The sequence below is a fragment of the Streptomyces sp. DSM 42067 genome, from assembly GCF_055792885.1.
Window position 1 is genome coordinate 4216366 of the sequence record NZ_CM147706.1, and the last position, 17499, is coordinate 4233864.

General features: G+C 69.4%; 15 protein-coding genes. 6 read left to right on the forward strand and 9 right to left on the reverse strand.

The window, feature by feature from the left end; translation table 11 throughout:
* Positions 1 to 100: 100 nt before the first annotated feature.
* The 5 genes from ACSMXV_RS19410 to ACSMXV_RS19430 all read right to left on the reverse strand — a co-directional run bounded on the left by ACSMXV_RS19410 (position 101) and on the right by ACSMXV_RS19430 (position 6383).
* Complete coding sequence (locus ACSMXV_RS19410) at positions 101 to 937, reverse strand: carbohydrate ABC transporter permease (protein WP_473178822.1); 837 nt, start codon at positions 935 to 937, stop codon at positions 101 to 103.
* 2 nt (positions 938 to 939) lie between these two features.
* The gene (locus ACSMXV_RS19415) at positions 940 to 1920 is read right to left on the reverse strand and encodes a carbohydrate ABC transporter permease (protein WP_473178823.1); all 981 of its coding nucleotides are present in this window, start codon (positions 1918 to 1920) and stop codon (positions 940 to 942) included.
* Between the two features lie 86 nt (positions 1921 to 2006).
* Positions 2007 to 3350, reverse strand: a complete 1344-nt coding sequence (locus tag ACSMXV_RS19420; RefSeq protein ID WP_473178824.1) for an ABC transporter substrate-binding protein — start codon at positions 3348 to 3350, stop codon at positions 2007 to 2009.
* Positions 3351 to 3456: 106 nt separating this feature from the next.
* The gene (locus ACSMXV_RS19425; protein WP_473178825.1) at positions 3457 to 4932 is read right to left on the reverse strand and encodes a glycoside hydrolase family 32 protein; all 1476 of its coding nucleotides are present in this window, start codon (positions 4930 to 4932) and stop codon (positions 3457 to 3459) included.
* Between the two features lie 392 nt (positions 4933 to 5324).
* Positions 5325 to 6383 carry a LacI family DNA-binding transcriptional regulator gene (locus tag ACSMXV_RS19430; RefSeq protein WP_473178826.1) on the reverse strand — a complete coding sequence of 353 codons (1059 nt, stop codon included), beginning with the start codon at positions 6381 to 6383 and terminating at the stop codon, positions 5325 to 5327.
* A gap of 480 nt (positions 6384 to 6863) precedes the next feature.
* Between ACSMXV_RS19430 and ACSMXV_RS19435 the strand changes: the two genes are divergently transcribed.
* Together ACSMXV_RS19435 and ACSMXV_RS19440 are read left to right on the forward strand one after the other, a co-directional pair.
* Positions 6864 to 7970 (forward strand): serine hydrolase, encoded by a 1107-nt coding sequence (locus tag ACSMXV_RS19435; RefSeq protein ID WP_473178827.1) that lies wholly within the window; start codon positions 6864 to 6866, stop codon positions 7968 to 7970.
* Between the two features lie 182 nt (positions 7971 to 8152).
* Complete coding sequence (locus ACSMXV_RS19440; RefSeq protein ID WP_473178828.1) at positions 8153 to 8752, forward strand: DinB family protein; 600 nt, start codon at positions 8153 to 8155, stop codon at positions 8750 to 8752.
* Positions 8753 to 8807: 55 nt separating this feature from the next.
* Here ACSMXV_RS19440 and ACSMXV_RS19445 read toward each other — a convergent pair whose 3' ends face one another.
* Both ACSMXV_RS19445 and ACSMXV_RS19450 read right to left on the reverse strand, forming a co-directional pair.
* On the reverse strand, positions 8808 to 10412 hold the full coding sequence (locus tag ACSMXV_RS19445; protein ID WP_473178829.1) for an FG-GAP repeat domain-containing protein: 1605 nt from the start codon (positions 10410 to 10412) through the stop codon (positions 8808 to 8810).
* Between the two features lie 153 nt (positions 10413 to 10565).
* Positions 10566 to 10796, reverse strand: a complete 231-nt coding sequence (locus tag ACSMXV_RS19450) for a hypothetical protein (RefSeq protein ID WP_473178830.1) — start codon at positions 10794 to 10796, stop codon at positions 10566 to 10568.
* A 250-nt stretch (positions 10797 to 11046) separates the two neighbouring features.
* Here ACSMXV_RS19450 and ACSMXV_RS19455 point away from each other — a divergent pair, with 250 nt between their 5' ends.
* The 3 genes from ACSMXV_RS19455 to ACSMXV_RS19465 all read left to right on the forward strand — a co-directional run bounded on the left by ACSMXV_RS19455 (position 11047) and on the right by ACSMXV_RS19465 (position 15369).
* On the forward strand, positions 11047 to 11916 hold the full coding sequence (locus ACSMXV_RS19455) for an arylamine N-acetyltransferase family protein (RefSeq protein WP_473178831.1): 870 nt from the start codon (positions 11047 to 11049) through the stop codon (positions 11914 to 11916).
* A 162-nt stretch (positions 11917 to 12078) separates the two neighbouring features.
* Complete coding sequence (locus tag ACSMXV_RS19460; RefSeq protein ID WP_473178832.1) at positions 12079 to 13608, forward strand: ABC transporter substrate-binding protein; 1530 nt, start codon at positions 12079 to 12081, stop codon at positions 13606 to 13608.
* A 6-nt stretch (positions 13609 to 13614) separates the two neighbouring features.
* Entirely contained in the window at positions 13615 to 15369 is a 1755-nt protein-coding gene (locus ACSMXV_RS19465) for an ABC transporter permease subunit (protein WP_473178833.1), read from the forward strand.
* 92 nt (positions 15370 to 15461) lie between these two features.
* Here the strand turns inward: ACSMXV_RS19465 and ACSMXV_RS19470 are convergent, their stop codons facing one another.
* On the reverse strand, positions 15462 to 16313 hold the full coding sequence (locus ACSMXV_RS19470; protein ID WP_473172646.1) for a polysaccharide deacetylase family protein: 852 nt from the start codon (positions 16311 to 16313) through the stop codon (positions 15462 to 15464).
* Positions 16314 to 16518: 205 nt separating this feature from the next.
* Between ACSMXV_RS19470 and ACSMXV_RS19475 the strand changes: the two genes are divergently transcribed.
* Positions 16519 to 17061, forward strand: a complete 543-nt coding sequence (locus ACSMXV_RS19475) for a glutathione peroxidase (protein WP_473172647.1) — start codon at positions 16519 to 16521, stop codon at positions 17059 to 17061.
* An 80-nt stretch (positions 17062 to 17141) separates the two neighbouring features.
* Here ACSMXV_RS19475 and ACSMXV_RS19480 read toward each other — a convergent pair whose 3' ends face one another.
* Positions 17142 to 17453 (reverse strand): trypco2 family protein, encoded by a 312-nt coding sequence (locus ACSMXV_RS19480; protein WP_473172648.1) that lies wholly within the window; start codon positions 17451 to 17453, stop codon positions 17142 to 17144.
* Positions 17454 to 17499 lie beyond the last annotated feature (46 nt).

A 17499-nucleotide genomic window follows, 5' to 3' on the forward strand; every position in this document is an offset into this window, starting at 1 on the left:
GCATAGGTGGGGCTGTACGTCGGTCGTAGGTGCGAACCCTTCCTGGGCGCGACCGTACGAGAGCAACCGACCGCCCCGCGAAGCGCTGCGCGCGTCCGGCTCAGCCCTTGACCGCGGAGCTGGCCACGCCCTGCACGAACCACCGCTGGAAGAACGCGAAGACGATCAGCACAGGCAGGACCAGCAGGACACCGAAGGCGAGGACCTGGCCCCAGTCCACGGGCTGCTGCCCCTGGAAGACGCTCATTTCCAGGGGCAGGGGGCGTACCGCGGGGTCGGAGACCATCAGGACCGGCCAGAGGAAGGAGCCCCACTGGCCGAGGAAGGTCAGGATCGCCACCGACGCGAACACCGGCTTCGACATCGGGACGATGATCGCGAAGAACGTGCGCCAGGGGCCGGCGCCGTCGATGCGGGCGGCTTCCTCGATGCTGGGCGGGATCGCGCGGAAGAAGGTGGCGAACTGGTAGATGGAGAAGGCGCTGGCGATGAAGGGGACGGCCTGGATGTAGACGGTGTTGCGCTGGTCGTTGAGCATGTAGAACAGCGGGACGGCCACTGCCTCGAACGGGACGAGCATCAGCAGCAGTACGAGGGTGAATACGGCGCCCTGGCCTTTCCAGCGCAGCCGGGAAAGCCCGTAGGCGGCCATGGAGTTGACGATCAGTCCGCCGAGGACCACGACGCTGGACACAAGCAGTGAGATGCCCATGAAGCGCCAGAAGTAGCCGGTGGCGTCGGAGTTGAAGTTGTCCAGGACGGCTGTGTAGTTGTCGAAGGACAGGTGGGTGGGCAGGAAGCCGTTCAGGCCGTTCAGCACTTCGTCGGAGGGCTTGAAGCTGCCGAGGATCAGGTAGAGGACGGGCAGGACGAAGATGAAGGCCAGGACGCTCAGGACGGCGTAGTCGAGGCAGCGGCGCAGGGATGTGCGGGTCATGGTCAGTCCTCGTTGCCGGGGCGGACGGCGCGGCGCTGGATGAGGGTCAGGGCGACGACGATCAGGAAGAAGACGACGGTGATCGCGGAGGCCTGGCCGATGTTGTTCTGATCGAAGGCGGTGGTGACGGCCTGGTACATCACGGTGCGGGTGGCGTCCTCGTCGAGTCCGCCGCCCTTGACGAGGACGTAGACCTGGTCGAAGACGCGGAAGGAGAACACCGAGGTCAGCAGGGCGACGAAGACGAGCGTGCCGCGGATGCCGGGCAGGGTGACGTGGCGGAACTGCTGCCGGCGGGAGGCGCGGTCGAGCTGGGCGGCCTCGTAGAGCTCGGTGGGGATCTGCTGGAGGCCGGCGAGGAGGATGACCATCTGGAAGCCGACGCCCTGCCAGACGGACAGCACGATGATCGAGGCCATGGCGGTGGCGGCGTCACCGAGCCAGTCGAAGGCGCCCCAGTTACCGAAACTCACCGCGTCCAGTGCGGAGTTGAGCAGGCCGTCGCCGCTGCGGGCGAGGATGAGCCGCCAGATGACGGCGACCAGGGCCATCGGGAAGACGACCGGCAGGAAGAACAGGGACCTGAACAGGCCGATGGCCTTGAGCTTGCGGTTGAGCAGGATCGCCAGGGCCAGTGCCAGGCCGGTCTGCAGGGGGACCACGACCACGGCGAAGGTGAGGTTGTTCAGCAGGGCCCGCAGGAACGGGCCGGACATGTCGGGGTCGGTGAAGATCCGCCGGTACTGCTCGATGCCGAAGAAGCGGGGCGGGAGCGGCGAGCCGAGGCGCACGTTGTAGAAGGAGAGTACGACCGCGTAGACGAACGGGACGCCGACGAAGGCGATGAGGCCGCCGAGGGCGGGCGCGGACATCAGCAGCCCGTGTATCCAGTCGCGGTTCCTGCGCCCGGACCGTGGGGGCTTGGCGGATGTCGGTGGTGGGGTGGGTTTCCTGCCGGCGGGCGTGGCAGGTGCGGGGTTCACGGTGGTCACGGTAGGGGTCCTCTTCCCGGCCGGGAGGGAAGGGCGCTGTCAGGGTGCGCCCGCCCCTCCCGGCTGCTGGATGCCGGCTACGGCAGCTGGTAACCGTCGTTGTCCGAGTAGTCCTGGTCGATGGCGCGGGCGGCCTTCTCCAGGGCGCTCTTCGGGTCGGCGCCGCCGTAGATGTCGCTCACCGCCTGGCTGAACTTGGCGGTGACCGTGGGGTATCCGGCGGTGACCGGGCGGGTCACGGCCACGCAGGACTTGTCGACCTGGCTGTCGCCGCAGGGGTTGGCGAGCTGGTCGGCGAAGAGCTGGAGCGGGCCGCCCTGCTTGTACAACTCACTCTTGGCGAGCACGGACTTGGTGCCGGGAGGAGCACCGTTGGCCGTGGTCATCGCGGTGACGTTGGTGTCGTTCAGGAGGGTGCCGAGGAAGGCGCCGGCCGCCTTGCCGTTCTTGGTGTTGGCGCCGATGCCCCACTGCCAGGAGCCCTGGCCGGTCTTGGGGCCGTTGCCGAAGTCGGGCAGCGGCAGCACGACGAGGTCGTCACCGAGGGCCTTGCTGTAGGCGGGGTACATCCAGTGGCCGACCCAGCTGAGGGCGACGCGGCCCTTGGCGAAGGCGTTGGCGTCGGGGTTGGGGTCGACGTACTTCTTCCAGGACTGGAAAGTCTTCAGCGCCGAGGCCACGGCCGGGGTGTCCAGAGCGCCTTCGGCCTTGCCGTTCTTCAGCAGCGAGCCGCCGGCCGACCAGGCGATCGGGGCGAAGCCGTAGGTGCCCCACTCGTTGGCGAAGCCGCCACTCTCCTGCAGGTCCAGGCTCTTGCCGTCGGAGTCGTCGGCGGCCAGCTTCTTCACGGCGGCGGTGAACTCGTCCGCGGTCCAGACGTCGTTCACACCGGTCGGGTATGTGATCCCGGACTCCTCCAGCAGCTTCTTGTTGCCGTAGATGCCGAGCCCGGAGTCGAACATGCCCAGTCCGTAGTGCTTGCCGTCGATCTCGCCTTGCGCCTTGATGGCGTCCGTGGCGTTGGCCAGGGTCTTGACGGAGACGTAGTCGTCGATCGGCGCGAGCTTCTTGTTGTAGGCGAAGTTCGCCATGGTCGGGCCGTCGAACTCCATCACGTCCGGCAGCTTGGAGGCGTCGGTGGTGGTGATGGTCTTGGTGTAGTCGTTGTCGGGTATCAGCGTCAGCTTGACCTCGATCTTGTCCTGCGAGGAGTTGAAGGACTTCACCGCGTTCTGCACGGCGGTGGCCTCGGGGGCCTGACCCTGGTGGGCCCAGACGGTGATGGTGCCCGTCCCGCTGCCCTCCTCGGCGGAGGTGTCGGTGGTGCCGCCTCCGCCACAGGCGGCCAGCGCGGCCAGGGGAAGGACGAGGGCCAGGGCCGCACAGGCTGTCCGGCGTGATCTCCTGCTGCCGACGTTCATGGTGGGTGCCTCCGGTGTGTGGTGCGGGTGAAGGTGGGTGGTGTGGAGGTGCATTGGGGGATTCGGGATCGCCACGGGCCGTACGGCGCCGAGAACGACGGCTTGGTTATGTGGGCCGGCCTTGCGGCAGTTCGGTTCCGGCGCTCGGCTCCTTGATCACCAGGGGCAGCAGCTCCCAGGCGTCGACCGCGTAGCCCAGGCGCGTGTCCGGCGCCGTGTGGGCCTGCAGTCGCCACGGTCCGTCCCCTGTCGGGTAGAAGCGCAGGGTGAGCACCTGGCCGGTGGAGGTCAGGAAGACTTCGGCGATGGAGTGGTCGACGACCACGCGCAGGTCGACGGGCCGGTCGGCTGGGCAGGGCATCCGGTAGGAGCCGCCGTGGGCGCGGGCGTCCAGCGAGGCGTGGTCGCGGTCGACGACCAGTTCGCCGGTGGTGGGGTCGAGGCGGATGTCCAGGTACTCGGAGCCGTCCGGGGTGGTGAGCAGCCGTAGGCCCGCCGCTCCCGTCGGCTCCAGACGGGCCGTCAGGTCGAAGGCGCGGCCCACGCTGCCGAGGTCCACCGGCTGCGGGCCGTACATCGCGCCTGCGGCGTGCACGGTGTGTTCGCCGCGCAGGGCGAGCAGTTCGGCGGCGGGCTGCTGCCGCAGCGTGCCGGCGCCGTCGACCGAGATCTCGCGGGGAAGGGTCAGCACGCCGGCCCAGCCGTCCGCGACCGCCCAGGATTCCTCTCGGGCTTCCCCGGACCAGCCCCACAGCAGCCACCGGCCGCCCGGTGCGCGCAACAGCGCGGGGGCGTAGCATTCCGGGCCATGGTCGACGAAGACGGGTGAGCCGGCCTCGAAGACGTCGCCGCGTTCCTCGCCGATCAGGGCGGTGACGCAGCGGGCTCCGTCGTGGTCGTTCCATGCGCTGAAGATGAGGGCGCCGGGCCGTCCGGACTGCGCCGGGAGGTACTGGGGACACTCCCAGCCCTCACCGGTGTGCAGGTCGGTGCCGCCGACCGGCTGCTGCTCGCGAGCATCGAAGGGGCCCCGATAGGTCCAGGTTTCCAGGTCAGGCGACTCGTACAGCAGGGCCGCGCCACGGCCGTCCGCGAGGGCGGCTCCCACCAGCATCCGCCAGTCGTCGCCGTCCTGCCAGACGTACGGGTCGCGGTACATGGTGCAGCCCTCGGGCAGCTCGGGGATGAGCAGTTCCCCGCGCGAGGTGAAGGTTCGGCCTCCATCGAGGGAGGTGGCACAGGTGACCGGCTGATGCTGGGGCGAGCGGTCCTCGCGGTGCGCGGAGTAGAAGGCGACCAGCCGGTCGCCTTCGGAGACGGCGTTGCCGGAGAAGCAGCCGTCGGCGTCCACGCCACCCGGGGTCGGGGACAGCGCGATCGGCAGCGGCTCCCAGGTCAGCAGGTCGGGGCTGCGGAAGTGGCCCCAGTGCATGTTCGCGTGGGTCGCGCCGTGCGGGTTGTACTGGTGGAAGACGTGGTAGTGGCCGTCGTGGAAGGCCAGTCCGTTGGGGTCGTTGATCCAGTTTCGGGGCGGGCGCAGATGCGTGACGGGCCGGAGCGGATCACAGGGCGCGGTGGACACACACGTGCCTTTCGGTATGGGCGGAGAGCAGGCGGGGACGGTCACCGGACAGCGCCGGTCACGAGCCCCTGGTAGAACTCGAAGCAGGTGGCCCAGCCAGCACTCGCGGCAGATCCCCGATGGCATGGCGACGGGAGCCAGGTCCGTCCGGCGCGATGCCGGCGGCGAGTTACGGGAGAGACTTGCTGAAGCTTCGACGGCTGGTCGGCGAGGAGCGCGAGGCTCAGAACGCTCGTGCCTGAGAGGTCGGAAGCAAATTGCGGCGGCTCATCGGCTCATTGAAAGACTCAGGGGACATATGTGTACCCTCACCGTGTTCCAAGTACTGACAGGGGTGACGACCGGTTGCGACGGTCGCCTGTCATGGTGCGAATTGCTTCGCCGTCCCGGGGTCAGAGTCGGGGCGGCGAAGCGACCGATGCCCGCGCCACCAGCGGGCAAAGCAGCATCTCCTGAATGTCCGGGCCCGGTGGCCGGCCCGGAGTCTTGGTGAGCGCGAGCAACTGGGCCACGGCCCGTGCCCCCATCTCGTAGTGCGGGAGCTGAACGGTGCTCAGCGCAGGATGGACCGCTTCGCAGACCAGCTCCTGATTGTCGAACCCGATGACCGACAGATCTCCGGGGATGGACAGCCCCAGCTCGGCGGCAGCCCGGTAAGCACCGGCGGCCATACGGTCGTTGAAGCAGAACAGAGCCGTTGGGCGCTGCCTCGCCGTCAGCAGGCGCCGGGCGGCCCGGTAGCCCGCCCCCACATCACCGGCGGTCGTACCGAAGGGCACTGCCGTCTCGGCGGCGACCAGAGACGGGTCGTACGGAACACCGACCTCGGCCAGCGCCTTGCGGTAGCCCTCCAGGCGGCCCTGCTTGGCGGGAACGTCGACGGTCTGCACGGTCACGCCGATCCTGCGGTGCCCGTGGTCGATCAGCTCCCGCACCGCCGTATAGCCGCCCTGGACCTCGTCGGGCACCACGAAGGGGACGGCGGGGTCCTCGGAACGGCCGTCCAGCAGCACGGTGGGGGTCGAGCCCAGGCTCTCCGGCACTCGCACTTTCTGGTGGTACATCGCGGCGTAGAGCACGCCGTCCACCTGCCGCTGGAGCAGCATCTCGATGCTCGTGCGCTCCAGTTCGGCATCGCCGCTGGTGTTGACCAGCAGCAGCACCAGGCCCTCGGCCGCGGCGGCCTCCTGGGCGCCCAGGATCATCCGGCCGGCATGGGGGGTGGTGGCGATCTCGTCGCTGACAAAGCCGATGGTCTGCGAGCGCTTCAGCCTCAGCCCGCGGGCGAGGCCGTTCGGCGCGTACCCGAGCTCCTCGGCGACCTGCAGGACGCGCTGCCGGGTCTGAGCGCTGGCCCGCTTGCCCTCGACGCCGTTCAGGATGTGCGACACGGTCGCGGTCGACACACCTGCCGCCGCGGCCACGTCCTTGATCCCGATCCGGCGCGCCATTGCCCCTGCCCAAAGTAGTGGATTCCGGATTGGCTAATCGTTTAGCCAATCGCGTGCACATGAGAGTGCCCATGGCCAGAGCTCCTGTCAATGGCTCGTAAACGAACTCTTGGACCGACCGGCAAATGGGGGGTGGGAGAAGGAGCGGGGCCGAGGGGTAGCGGGCCTGCGCACTGCCCGGCCGCTGGTCCGCCGAGTCCTGGCATTCGGCCCAGCATGCCGCCGTACGCCACGCTCCCGTACCCGGACCGAACGACAAGGCTCCCGTCGAGACACTCATTTACGACATAAGACCGCATAGCCGCCATAATCTCGTGATCATCTCATCATCGTCACTACCGGGATTCCGGAGGCTTGGTTGCCGTGCCACGAAGACGAAGCTCCGCTCGAACGAACCGCCATCGCCACATAGTGAGCGTCTGCCTCGCCGCTGCCGCCCTGGGGGCGCTCGCAGGGTCTGCCGCCGGTACCCGCGAGACGGTGGACACGGTGGAGCCGGCCCTCGCCCCGATGGCGCTGCAGAGGGACCGCGTGCCCACGACTCCCTTGAAGCCCCCCAGCGGGGCATCGACCGCAGACCCCGGCAAGAAGCTGGCCGAAGCGCTCACATCTGTTATTCCGGACGGGGGCGCACGGCTGTCCGTGGCGGCGATCGGCCTGAACGGCGGGCACCGTGAGGCCCGTGACGCCGCATACGCCAAGTACAACGACCGTTCTACGTACGACGCCGCGAGCATCATCAAGGTGAATATCCTTGCGGCGCTCCTACTCCAGGCACAGGACGAAAAGCGGCAACTGACCAGGGAGGAGCGTTGGCACGCCAAGGCGATGATCCAGAGCAGCGACAACGGCTCGGCAGGCGTTCTGTGGCGGGCGATCGGGAGAGCCGACGGCCTGAACGCCGCGAACAAGCGGCTGGGGCTGGTTTCGACGGAGGGTGGCCACGGCAACCGCTGGGGGCTGACCCAAACGACGGCGCAGGACCAACTCACGCTGCTGCGTGCCGTGTTCGGGACAACGCAGACGGGGTCGGCGCCGGTGCCCGTTTCCTCCGGCGGGTTGAACCAGGCGTCGCGCGCGTACATCCAGAAGCTGATGGGGCGGATTGCGCAGGACCAGATCTGGGGTGTCTCGGCGGCGGCCGATTCCGGGTGGGCGCTCAAGAACGGCTGGCTGCCGCGTATCACGACCGGCCTGTGGGACATCAACAGCATCGGACGAGTGACGGCGGATGGCCGCCACTACCTGATCGCGGTCCTGTCCGACGGCAATGCGTCGATGTGGAAAGGGGTTTCCCTGGTCGAGGACGCTGCGAAGGCGGCGGTCTCCGCCCTGCAGTGCCAGCGGCCGAAACCCTGGAGCCTGACTGCTCTGGAAGCGCGCAGCCTCAGCGCTGCGAAGGACGGCCTCGCGACAGCACCACCGAGGCTGCCAGCAGTACGGCGCCGAGGACGCCCGCCAGCCGTCCCGCCCAGCCCGCCGGGCTGCCGCCACCATCGGACGTGCCGCTCGGAAGGCGGGGCGCAGTCCGGGGTGGAAGCCGACCACGCACTTCACCGGTGGTCGGTTCTTCGTGCTCGAAGATGAGCGGGAAGCACCCGAGGAGATCGAGCAGCGTGCTGCGGATGCGCGCTGAGGCCATGGACCGCGCCTCCAACTTGGCCTTCATCTGGGCCAGTTGCATGGCGCGGCGCCTCTCGGCGGAGCTCCAGTTCCCACCGGCAGGGTGTACAAAGGCCGAGTAAGGCCACTGAGACTGAGGGGCTAGGGTGTTCGATCTCAAACAGGAATTGCATCGCAAGCTGCAAGCTGGCAGGGCAGGGCTACTGAGCAAGCTTGAGGACTTGAGCGAGTACGACCTGCGTCGGCCCATGACACCGACTGGCACCAACTTGCTCGGCATGGTCAAGCACCTGGCCGGTGTGGAGTACGAGTACCTCGGTGAATCATTCAAGCGACCGGCGCCCGAGACCATGTCGTGGATCGAGGACGGCTCGATCTGGCAGGGCGCCGACATGTGGGCGACACCCGATGAGTCCAGCGAGTACCTGATCGGGCTCTACAAACGCGCCTGTGCGCACGGCGATCAGACCATCGCGGACCTGGACCTGGAGACCCCCGGGTGGGTGGCCCACTGGCCGGAGGGAAAGCGCGACACGACCTTGGGCGTTCTGCTCATTCGGATGGTGTCCGAGACTGCCCAGCATGCCGGCCACGCCGATGTGATGCGAGAGCTCATCGACGGGCGCGCCGGTCCGGATCATGACGCGGTGGGAGACGAGGCTTGGTGGCGTGAGTACGTTGCCGGGATCCAGGCGGCAGCGGACTCATTCGCAAACGGGGGTCACTCGGACAAGCCGACCGGCTGATGCGGAACACTTATTCGTTGAGATTTCCTTCGGCGGGGGGAGAGAGCGGGAGCGGTCACCTTGTGCCCAGTTCCCGTACGGGTACGAACCGCGCCTTCTTGATGTCCGGACCGTCGGCTGTTCCGGGGAAGACCCAATAGCCGTGTTCCTCGCGGGGCTTGAAGAAGCCCCGGTAGCCGACGAGGAGTTCGGCGCGACCGTCGCGGTCGAGGTCGGCAGCGGCGACGTCCCAGCCGAAGTTGTCGGCGTCCGCACTGTGGGTGGGACGGCTGGGCAGGTGGAGCCGGTTGCGATCGATGGTGAGTGGCGGCGCGTAGCCGCCGTTCGGCTGGGAGAGCAAGATGGTCACGGTGCCCGCCGGTTTGCTGCGGGAGTCCCGGTTGACCAGGTCGTCCTGGCCGTCGCCGTTCAGGTCGGCTAGGACGGGGCCTCCGGTGTAGCCGATGGTCTGCAACGTTCCGGGTGGGTCCTCGCCCCCGGTGTCGTAGGGGGCGGGGAGTCGGCTGGTGCGGGCGCCGGGGCCGTGCGGGCCGCCGTGCAGGATCGTGCCGTCGGTCTGGACGATGTCCGTGAACCGGTCGCCGTCCAGTTTCCCGGCGGTGAGCAGCGGTGTGGTCCGGTCGCGGTCCGGCAGTGGCAGAGCTCTGCCCGCGCGGGCAGGCAGGGCGGCCACGGCCGGCCCTGCGGGCGTACCGCGGTAGTAGCGGGTGTCCACGAGGCCGCCGGGCAGGCGGTCCTCGTCGTACCAGTCGGACACGTCCTGATCCTCCGGCGGCACGGGCAGCCCACCGCGGGTGACCACGTCATCGCGCCCGTCTCCGTCGAAGTCGCCGGTGACGAGGGTGGACACACCCACGTATCCACCCTGGGTCGCCTCGACGGCGACGGTCCTTCGGGGTGCGCCGCTGCGGGTGAACGGCCCGTAGAGGATGGTGAGGCAGGCCGAGTGGCGCGGCTCGTGGAAGCCCCGAGGCTGCACCTCGCGGCCGTCCCGCAGCCCGATCAGGTCCAGCGATCCGTCTCCGTCGAAGTCACCGGTCGCCGGGAACAGCGGGTAATCGGCGGGGAGTCGCACCATGCGTGGCGTGCCCTTCCGGCTGCCCCAGACGATGCTCTGTCCGGTCCAGGAGCGCTCGCGGTTGTGGAACAGGTTCTGGACGACGAGGTCCGCCAGGCCGTCGGCGTCCAGGTCCCCGGTGAGGTGGGCGGCGCTGTTCGCGACCAGCGGGCGGGTGCTCGTGGCCGGGTCGAGTCCGGGAAGGCTCAGCGAGACGCCGGCCGCCGGGGCGATGCCTCGTGCCGAGCCGGGGACGAGGGCGCGGTGGTGCAGCCAGCCGCCGCCCTCCTTCGGGCGGTACCAGGCGTCGAGGTGGATGTCGGGGAAGCCGTCGCCGTTGAAATCCGTGCGGTTGACCGTCTGTTGCGGGGCTGCCCGGGCGGTGCGCGCCGGGGCGGCGGGCGGTTCGGCGCACACGGCCGGGGCGACGGTCGGCGCCTTTCCGTCCGACTCGACCGGCGGCGTGCGCTGCGGTATGCCCGGGTTGGGGTGGCCGCTGGAGGAACCGGAGAGGTGTACGTACATCACCACGCTCGCGAGACTCAGCGCGAGGACGACGACAGCGACGATGGCGGTGGCGGTGGTGATACGGCGACGGGACACAGCCCGAGTCTCGGGCCGGGCGACCGGGCGCGACCAGGCCTGACGCGTTCCGGATCGACAACGGTTTCCGAGCGGCCTGCAGCGGCAAAAGGCCCCGGACCGATCAAGGTCCGGGGCCTTTGAACCGATCAAGGTCCGGGGTCTTCGGAACTGCTAGCAGTCGTACTCCTCGTAATACCAGTTGCCGTACCCGTCTTCCACATACGACCAGCAGACGTAGTCGTACTCCTCCATGGCGTGAGGCGACTGCGTCGCATGGGTCGCGGCTGGAGCACTGGGCGTGGTGGCCGCCGAGGCCGGCGCGCTCGACACGGCCACGAGTCCGCCGAAGAGCATGGCGGACGCGGCGCCTGCCGTCAGAGTCCGCTTCGCGAGGTTACGCATGGTGATCCTGCCTTTCACTGGACGTTTTCCACCTCTTTGCGGTGGGCCTGAGGTCCAGTAAGCGGGGCCATGAGGGCCGGCGTCACGTCACGCAAAATCGCATCTTGACACCGCACGTTGATCTTGGGTGTGCCGCGGGGACGGAGCGAATCTCGCGACCGGCCCAGGCCTACCGCCTAGGTCCCACGGTCCAAACAGCCCGGTCCCCTGGTCCGACGTCGACGCCGCCGTCCGTCCCTACGATCGGAGCATGACTCACACGACCGCACCGGCGACCTCCGGCGTCCCCGCCCCCTCCCCCAGCGAGGCACCTCGGCTCGGCCTCGACGCGTATCTGGCGCGTATCGGCTGGTCAGGAAGGCGTGAGGCGAGTGCGGAGACGCTGCGGTCGGTGCACCGAGCCCACATCCAGGGCATTCCGTTCGAGAACGTCCAGCCCGTCCTGGGCTCCGCGCCCTCCCTCGCGCTGGACGACCTCCAGGCCAAGCTGGTCCGTAGCCGTCGCGGCGGCTACTGCTTCGAGCACAACACCCTCTTCGCCGCCGTCCTCGAAGCGCTCGGCTTCGGCGTCACCCGCCTCGCCGCACGCGTCCGCGTCGGCGCACAGGGCGCCGTCCGCCCGCGTACGCACATGCTTCTCCTGGTGGACGTGCCGGGCGAATCCCGGCAGTACCTCGCCGACGTCGGCTTCGGCAGCATCGGCGGCCTGCTCGAAGCCATCCCGCTGACGGCCGGCTCCGAGGTCCACGGCGGCGGCCGCACGCACCGCCTGGTCCGCGAGCCGCATCGAGGTCTGGAGGATCTGTGGGTCCTGCAGGCGTTCCAGGAGGGCGCGTGGTCCGACCAGTACGCCTTCACCCGGGAGCCGTTCGAAGCCGCCGACTACGAGGTCATCAACTGGCACGTGGCGACCAACCCCCGCTCCCCCTTCCAGCACACCCTCTACGCCCAGCGCACCACGCCCGACGCCCATCTCGCCCTCGCCGGACACGTCCTGGTGATCACGCGCGCCGACGGTACGCGCGAGAAGCGGGAGTTGACGGACCCGGTGGAGCTGCGGCGGGTGCTGGACTCCGAATTCGGTATCGAACTGCCGGAAACGGCACGGCTGGAGTTCTAGGGATCGGGGGTCCGTCGTTCCCGGGCGGCAGCAGTCCAGTAGTTGAGACTTCACCAAGCCGTCGTAAGTTTGGTAAGGCTTGCCTCATATACTGACGCCCCCATTGGCCGCCGTACATGGCACGCCAGAGGCACACCCATGCCCGTACGACAGGACGTTGACATGCGCACCCCCTCCCGCGGGCTCATCGCGGCACTTGCCCTCACGCCCTTGCTGGCCGGCTGTTTCGCGTCGGGCCAGAACGACAGCAGCTCGGGGGCGGGCTCGAAAGAGGGAGCGGCCGGGCGCCTGCGGGTCGCCCTCGCCGTGCCGCCGGCGCAGGCCCTGTCCCCGTACAGCAACGACGCCACGGTGCTGAGCAAGCTGTCCGTCGCCGAAGGCCTCACCGCCCTGGACGAGGACGGCGCCGCCGCACCCGCGCTCGCGCGGTCCTGGAAGCGGAACGACGCCACCACCTGGACCTTCGAGCTGCGCAAGGCGTCGTTCCAGGACGGCACCGAGGTCACCGCCCAGTCCGTCGTCGACGCGCTGGACCACGCGAACGAGGCCGAGACCAAGCCCCGTGTCCTCAGCGACGTGAGCCTGACGGCCAAGGCCGAGGACGCCGACACCGTCACCATCACCACCAAGAGCGCCGACCCGGTGCTGCCGCTGCGGCTGGCGAGCCCCGCACTCGCCATCCTCTCCGCGAAGGCGTACGCGAAGGACGGCACCGTCAGCCCGGTCGGCACCGGCACCGGCCCCTTCGAGATCACCCGCCTCAGCGGCAAGACCGGCGCCGCCCTCACCCGCTTCGACGGCTACTGGGGCGGCAAGGCGAAGGCCCCGGGCATCGACGTGAGCTGGATCGCGGACGGCACCGCCAGGGCCAACGCGCTGCGCGGCGGCGACGTCGACATCGCCGAGTGGATCCCCACCGCCCAGGCGAAGCTGCTGGACAAGGACACCCGTCACGAGGTGCCTTCCGTACGCACCGACAGCCTGGTCCTCAACACCGGCAGCGGCATCTTCACCGACGCCACGCTGCGCGCCGCCGCCCGCGAGGCCGTGGACGGTTCCGCTCTCGTCGCCTCCGTCTTCGGCGGATACGCGGACCCGGCCGAGGGCCTGTTCGGAGCGGCCGTCTCCTGGGCCGCCGACCAGCGCGTCACGGTAACCGGCCAGGCCGAGGCCGCGACCACCGCACAGGTCGAGTCCAGGACCGCGGGCAAGACGCTGCGCCTGGCCACCTACACCAACCGCGCCGAACTGCCCGAGGCCGCGAGCGTCCTCCAGCAGCAGCTGGAGAAGGCCGGGTTCACGGTCAAGCAGGACGTACGCGAGTACACGCAGATGGAGGCCGACCTCCTCGCCGGCAAGTACGACGCGCTCGTCTTCTCCCGGGTGACGCTCCTCGACACCGGGGACGCGGTCGCCTACCTCGCCAGCGACTACACGACCGACGGCGTCTACAACATCGCCGCTCTGAAGGACTCCGCGGTCGACAAGGCCATCAGGGCCGCCGCCGAGGAGAGCGACACGGCGAAGCGGCAGCAGAAGATCATGCGGGCGGAGGCGGAGATCCTGCGCACCGATGCCGTCGTGCCGCTGGTCCACGAGAAGGCCGTGCAGGGAATCGCCCCTGATGTCGAAGGCGTGCTCCTCGATCCCCGCGAGCGCTCCCTGATCGACCTCGACACGCACCTGAAGTAGCACCGGATGAGCGTCGCCCACGGCCTCGCCCCTGCCCGCCCGCGCCGGTGGCGGTCGGGGGCCGGCCGCGTGCTCGCCGGCGCCGGGCTGGTGTCCGCCGTCGCCCTGCTGCCCTGGCTGTCCAGGACCGACCCCGCGCTGACGGTCCTGCGGGCACGCTCCGCCGATCAGGATCCCACGCCCGCGGACCTGGCCGCCGTACGTGAGCAACTGGGCCTCGACGAAGGGCCGCTCGCCCATCTCGCCGCCTGGCTGGGCGGCCTGGCGCGCGGGGACGCGGGCACCTCCTGGGTGTCGGGCGAACCGGTCCTGCCCCAGGTGACGGGCGCCTTCGGAGTCTCCGTCACGCTGATGCTGGGCGCGCTCGCGGTCACCGTCCTGGTGGCCGGACTGGTCTGCGCCCGCACGGTCTTCCTGGGTTCCCGGCGGCGGCTGCGGCAGGATCGGGTGAGCACCGGGCCCGCGGTTCTGGCCGCGCTGCCGAAGTTCCTGCTCGCTTCCCTGCTCGCCACGGTGTGCGGGGTGTGGCTGGGCTGGTTCCCCTCGAGCGGCTGGGAGGGGCCGCAGTCCATGGTGCTGCCCGCCCTCGCCCTCGGCATACCGTCCGGGGCGATGATCGGCGGGCTGCTCGACCAGGCGCTGCCCGCCGCCTTCCACGAGCCGTGGGCGCGGACGTGGTACTCCGTCGGGTTCCCGCCCGGCCACACCGCCCGGCACGCGCTGCGCCGGGCGCTGCCCGGCGTGCTTCCGCAGTTGCTGCCGACCGTCGTGGCGCTGGTCGGGGGCGCCGTCGCCGTGGAGAAGATCTTCAACATCCCCGGGCTCGGCCGCCTCGCCCTCGACGCCGCCATCGCCCAGGACCTCCCGCTGCTGCAGACCGCGACGCTCGCACTCGCTCTGCTCGGCATGGCCGCCGGTCTCCTCGTGGGGGCCCTGCGGCACGCACTCCTCGGCCGTCCGCTCCGGGACGGCGCCCTGCCCGCGCTGCACCGCCCCGCCCTCCCGCAGGGACGCTCTCTGCGCTGGGTCGCCGGGTTGTGCGCCTTTGTGCTGCTCGGCCTCGTCGCGGCCGGACTGCTGCGCGACCCACTGCACGTCGACACGGCGGCGCGGCTGGTGCCGCCCTCCGTCGCCCACCCGCTCGGCACGGACTCGCTGGGCCGTGATCTGCTGGCCCGGCTGGGTCACGGGGCGCTGCGCACGGCGGGCGTGGCGCTCGCCGTGACAGCCGTCGGCGCCGTCACGGGACTGCTGCTCGGCATGGTGCCGCAGGTGAGCGCGGGTCTGACAGAAGCGGCAGCAACCATGCCGGCCGTCCTCGCGGGACTGCTGACGACCGCGGTGACCGGGCCGTCCGTCTGGGGCGCGGCGTGCGCGGTGTGCCTGGTCGGCTGGAGTCCCTACGCCGCCCAGAGCGCCGCGCTCCTCGAGCAGGAACGGGCGAGCGGCCACATCGCCGCGTCCGTCTCGCTCGGCGCCGGGCGGCTGCACCTGCTCCGCCGCCATCTGCTGCCCGCGCTCGTGCCGGCCCTCGTCCGCAACGCCCTGCTGCGGCTGCCCACCGCCGTCCTCGTGCTGGCCTCCCTGGGCTTCCTCGGCCTGGGCGAGCAGCCCCCCACTCCGGAGTGGGGGCGGCTCCTGTCCGAGAACCAGCCGTACGCCGAGCTGGCACCCTGGACCGTCCTGGGCCCGGCCGGCGCCCTCGTCCTGCTCTCGGTCCTCGCCGTGTCGGGCACCGCGCTGCGTCAGCGCAGTGCATGACCGCAGCCGCGAGGTCCGAAGGCGCGTTGTCCGCCCTCCCCTCGAGGACTTCGCCCTCCCCTCGAGGACTCCTCTCCGGCAACCGGGCCGTCTCACAGGTAGTCGTCCAGGCGCGCCACGGTGAAACCCTGTTCCTGGATGCGCCGGAGCAAGGTGAGTGTCATCTCGGTCGCTGTGGTGCCTTTGAGGTCTTTCGCGCCCCGGAAATGGGCGAGGATGATGTCGCCCGGCTGCAGCTTTCCGTCACCCCGCTGGTATCGCAGGTTCGTGATCTGCATGGTTTCGCGCCACAGAACGATGGCTTCGATGCCGCAGGATTTTGCGGCAGCGCGGGTTGCTTCATTCCAGTTGCCGTACGGCGGCCGGAAGAATCGCGGGGTCGTTCCGTATTCTTCGGCAAGTCTCCGTTGCTGACCGCAGATCTCGTTCGCCTGAGCAGATTGCGAGAGTGCGAGGAGGTCGGGGTGGGTCAGCGTATGGTTCTGGATGGCGTTACCGAGGTCCTGCAGGGGCTTGAAATATTTGTAGCCATTCCTGATCGCCGCGTCGGTGAGGAACATGGTGAAGGGGATGCGCAAGTCCCGCATCATCCTGACGAATTCAGGGTCCTTCTCGGCGCCGTCGTCGAAGGTCAGGAAGACAACCCTGTCCTTTACCGGGACGTCCCGGATTACCGGCACTGAACCAAGAGACATTTTCCCCGACTTGACCTGTGGCGGGGTGGGCGGTGCGGGCAGCGGTTCGAGTCCCCATGTGCGGAAAGCGGCCGTTCTGTGACTCTCGGCGGGCCCTTTACGGGGATTCGGCGAGACAGGTGCGGAGGGTGCCGAGGCTTCCCGTGTCACAGTCCCCGGCTTCTTCGCTGGGGGATTTGATGCACACCCCAGCGCGAGCATGGACATGATCCCCGCCGCGAGGAACAGTACGGCTGCTTTGGTTCGCATGAGGGGACCGTATCGACGTACAGAAAGAGTCGTTTGCTTGAATAGCTCTGTGCGATGCGAAATCCCCGACAGAGAGTATTTCCCGGGTTAGATTCTGGTTCGATTCTGGCTCGACGTAGTTCGATGTCCAGCTCGCACCGCTCGGTCGCGGTCCTGACCTTGCCCACGCCGACCCTGGAGTACGCGGCCGGGTTAGCATCCGGCCATGACTGCTGACAACGCTGTGGAAAACGTCGGAGACGTCGACGGGTCCGGCTCCGTGTACGACGTCGAGATCGGGGCGCTGCAGGGCGGCTCCGCCGATCTCGGCCAGTACCGCGGGAAGGCCGCGCTCATCGTGAACGTCGCATCGAAGTGCGGGCTCACGCCCCAGTACGCGGGGCTGGAGCGGCTGCACGAGCAGTACGCAGGACGCGGGTTCACCGTCCTCGGGGTGCCCTGCAACCAGTTCATGGGGCAGGAGCCCGGCACCTCGGAGGAGATCGCCGAGTTCTGCTCCGCGACGTACGGCGTGACCTTCCCGATGACCGAGAAGGCCGAGGTCAACGGGGACGGACGGCACGCGCTGTACGAGCGGCTGGTCGGGTTCGCCGACGCGGAGGGGCACAGCGGGGACATCCGCTGGAACTTCGAGAAGTTCCTCATCTCCGCCGACGGTTCCGTGGTCGCGCGCTTCTCGCCGCAGACGGAGCCGGAGTCGGCGGAGGTCGTGGCGGCGATCGAGAAGGTGCTTCCCGTCTCCGCCTGACGATCAGCCACGGGCCACGGGCCGGCCACAGGCCTTGTGGTCCGGCCCGTGGCCCGGATTCTGTCGCGGTGTACGAGGGTTCAGTCCCGTCCTACGTCCAGGGTCCGGCCGTCGTCGCCGCGGCGCGGCTGCAGTTCCACCTGGATGCGGTGCACCGTGTCGCGGGACAGCGCGCCGCCCGCTCCCGCCGTGACCACGCCGATGCGCAGGCCGGCCCGGCCGGAACCCTCTCGTCGTACCTGCACGGCGAATTCGAGGCTGACCTTCTCCACGCTGAAGCGCACCGGACTGTCGGCGCCTCTGCGCTGGGCCTCCTCCAGTTCCTCCCGCACCTGGCTCATCACATCGGCGAGACCTGCCACCGCGGCGCCGTCGTCGGTCCCGTGCCCCATTGCACTACCTCCTCATGTCCCTGCCCATGCATCTCAGGAGTCATTG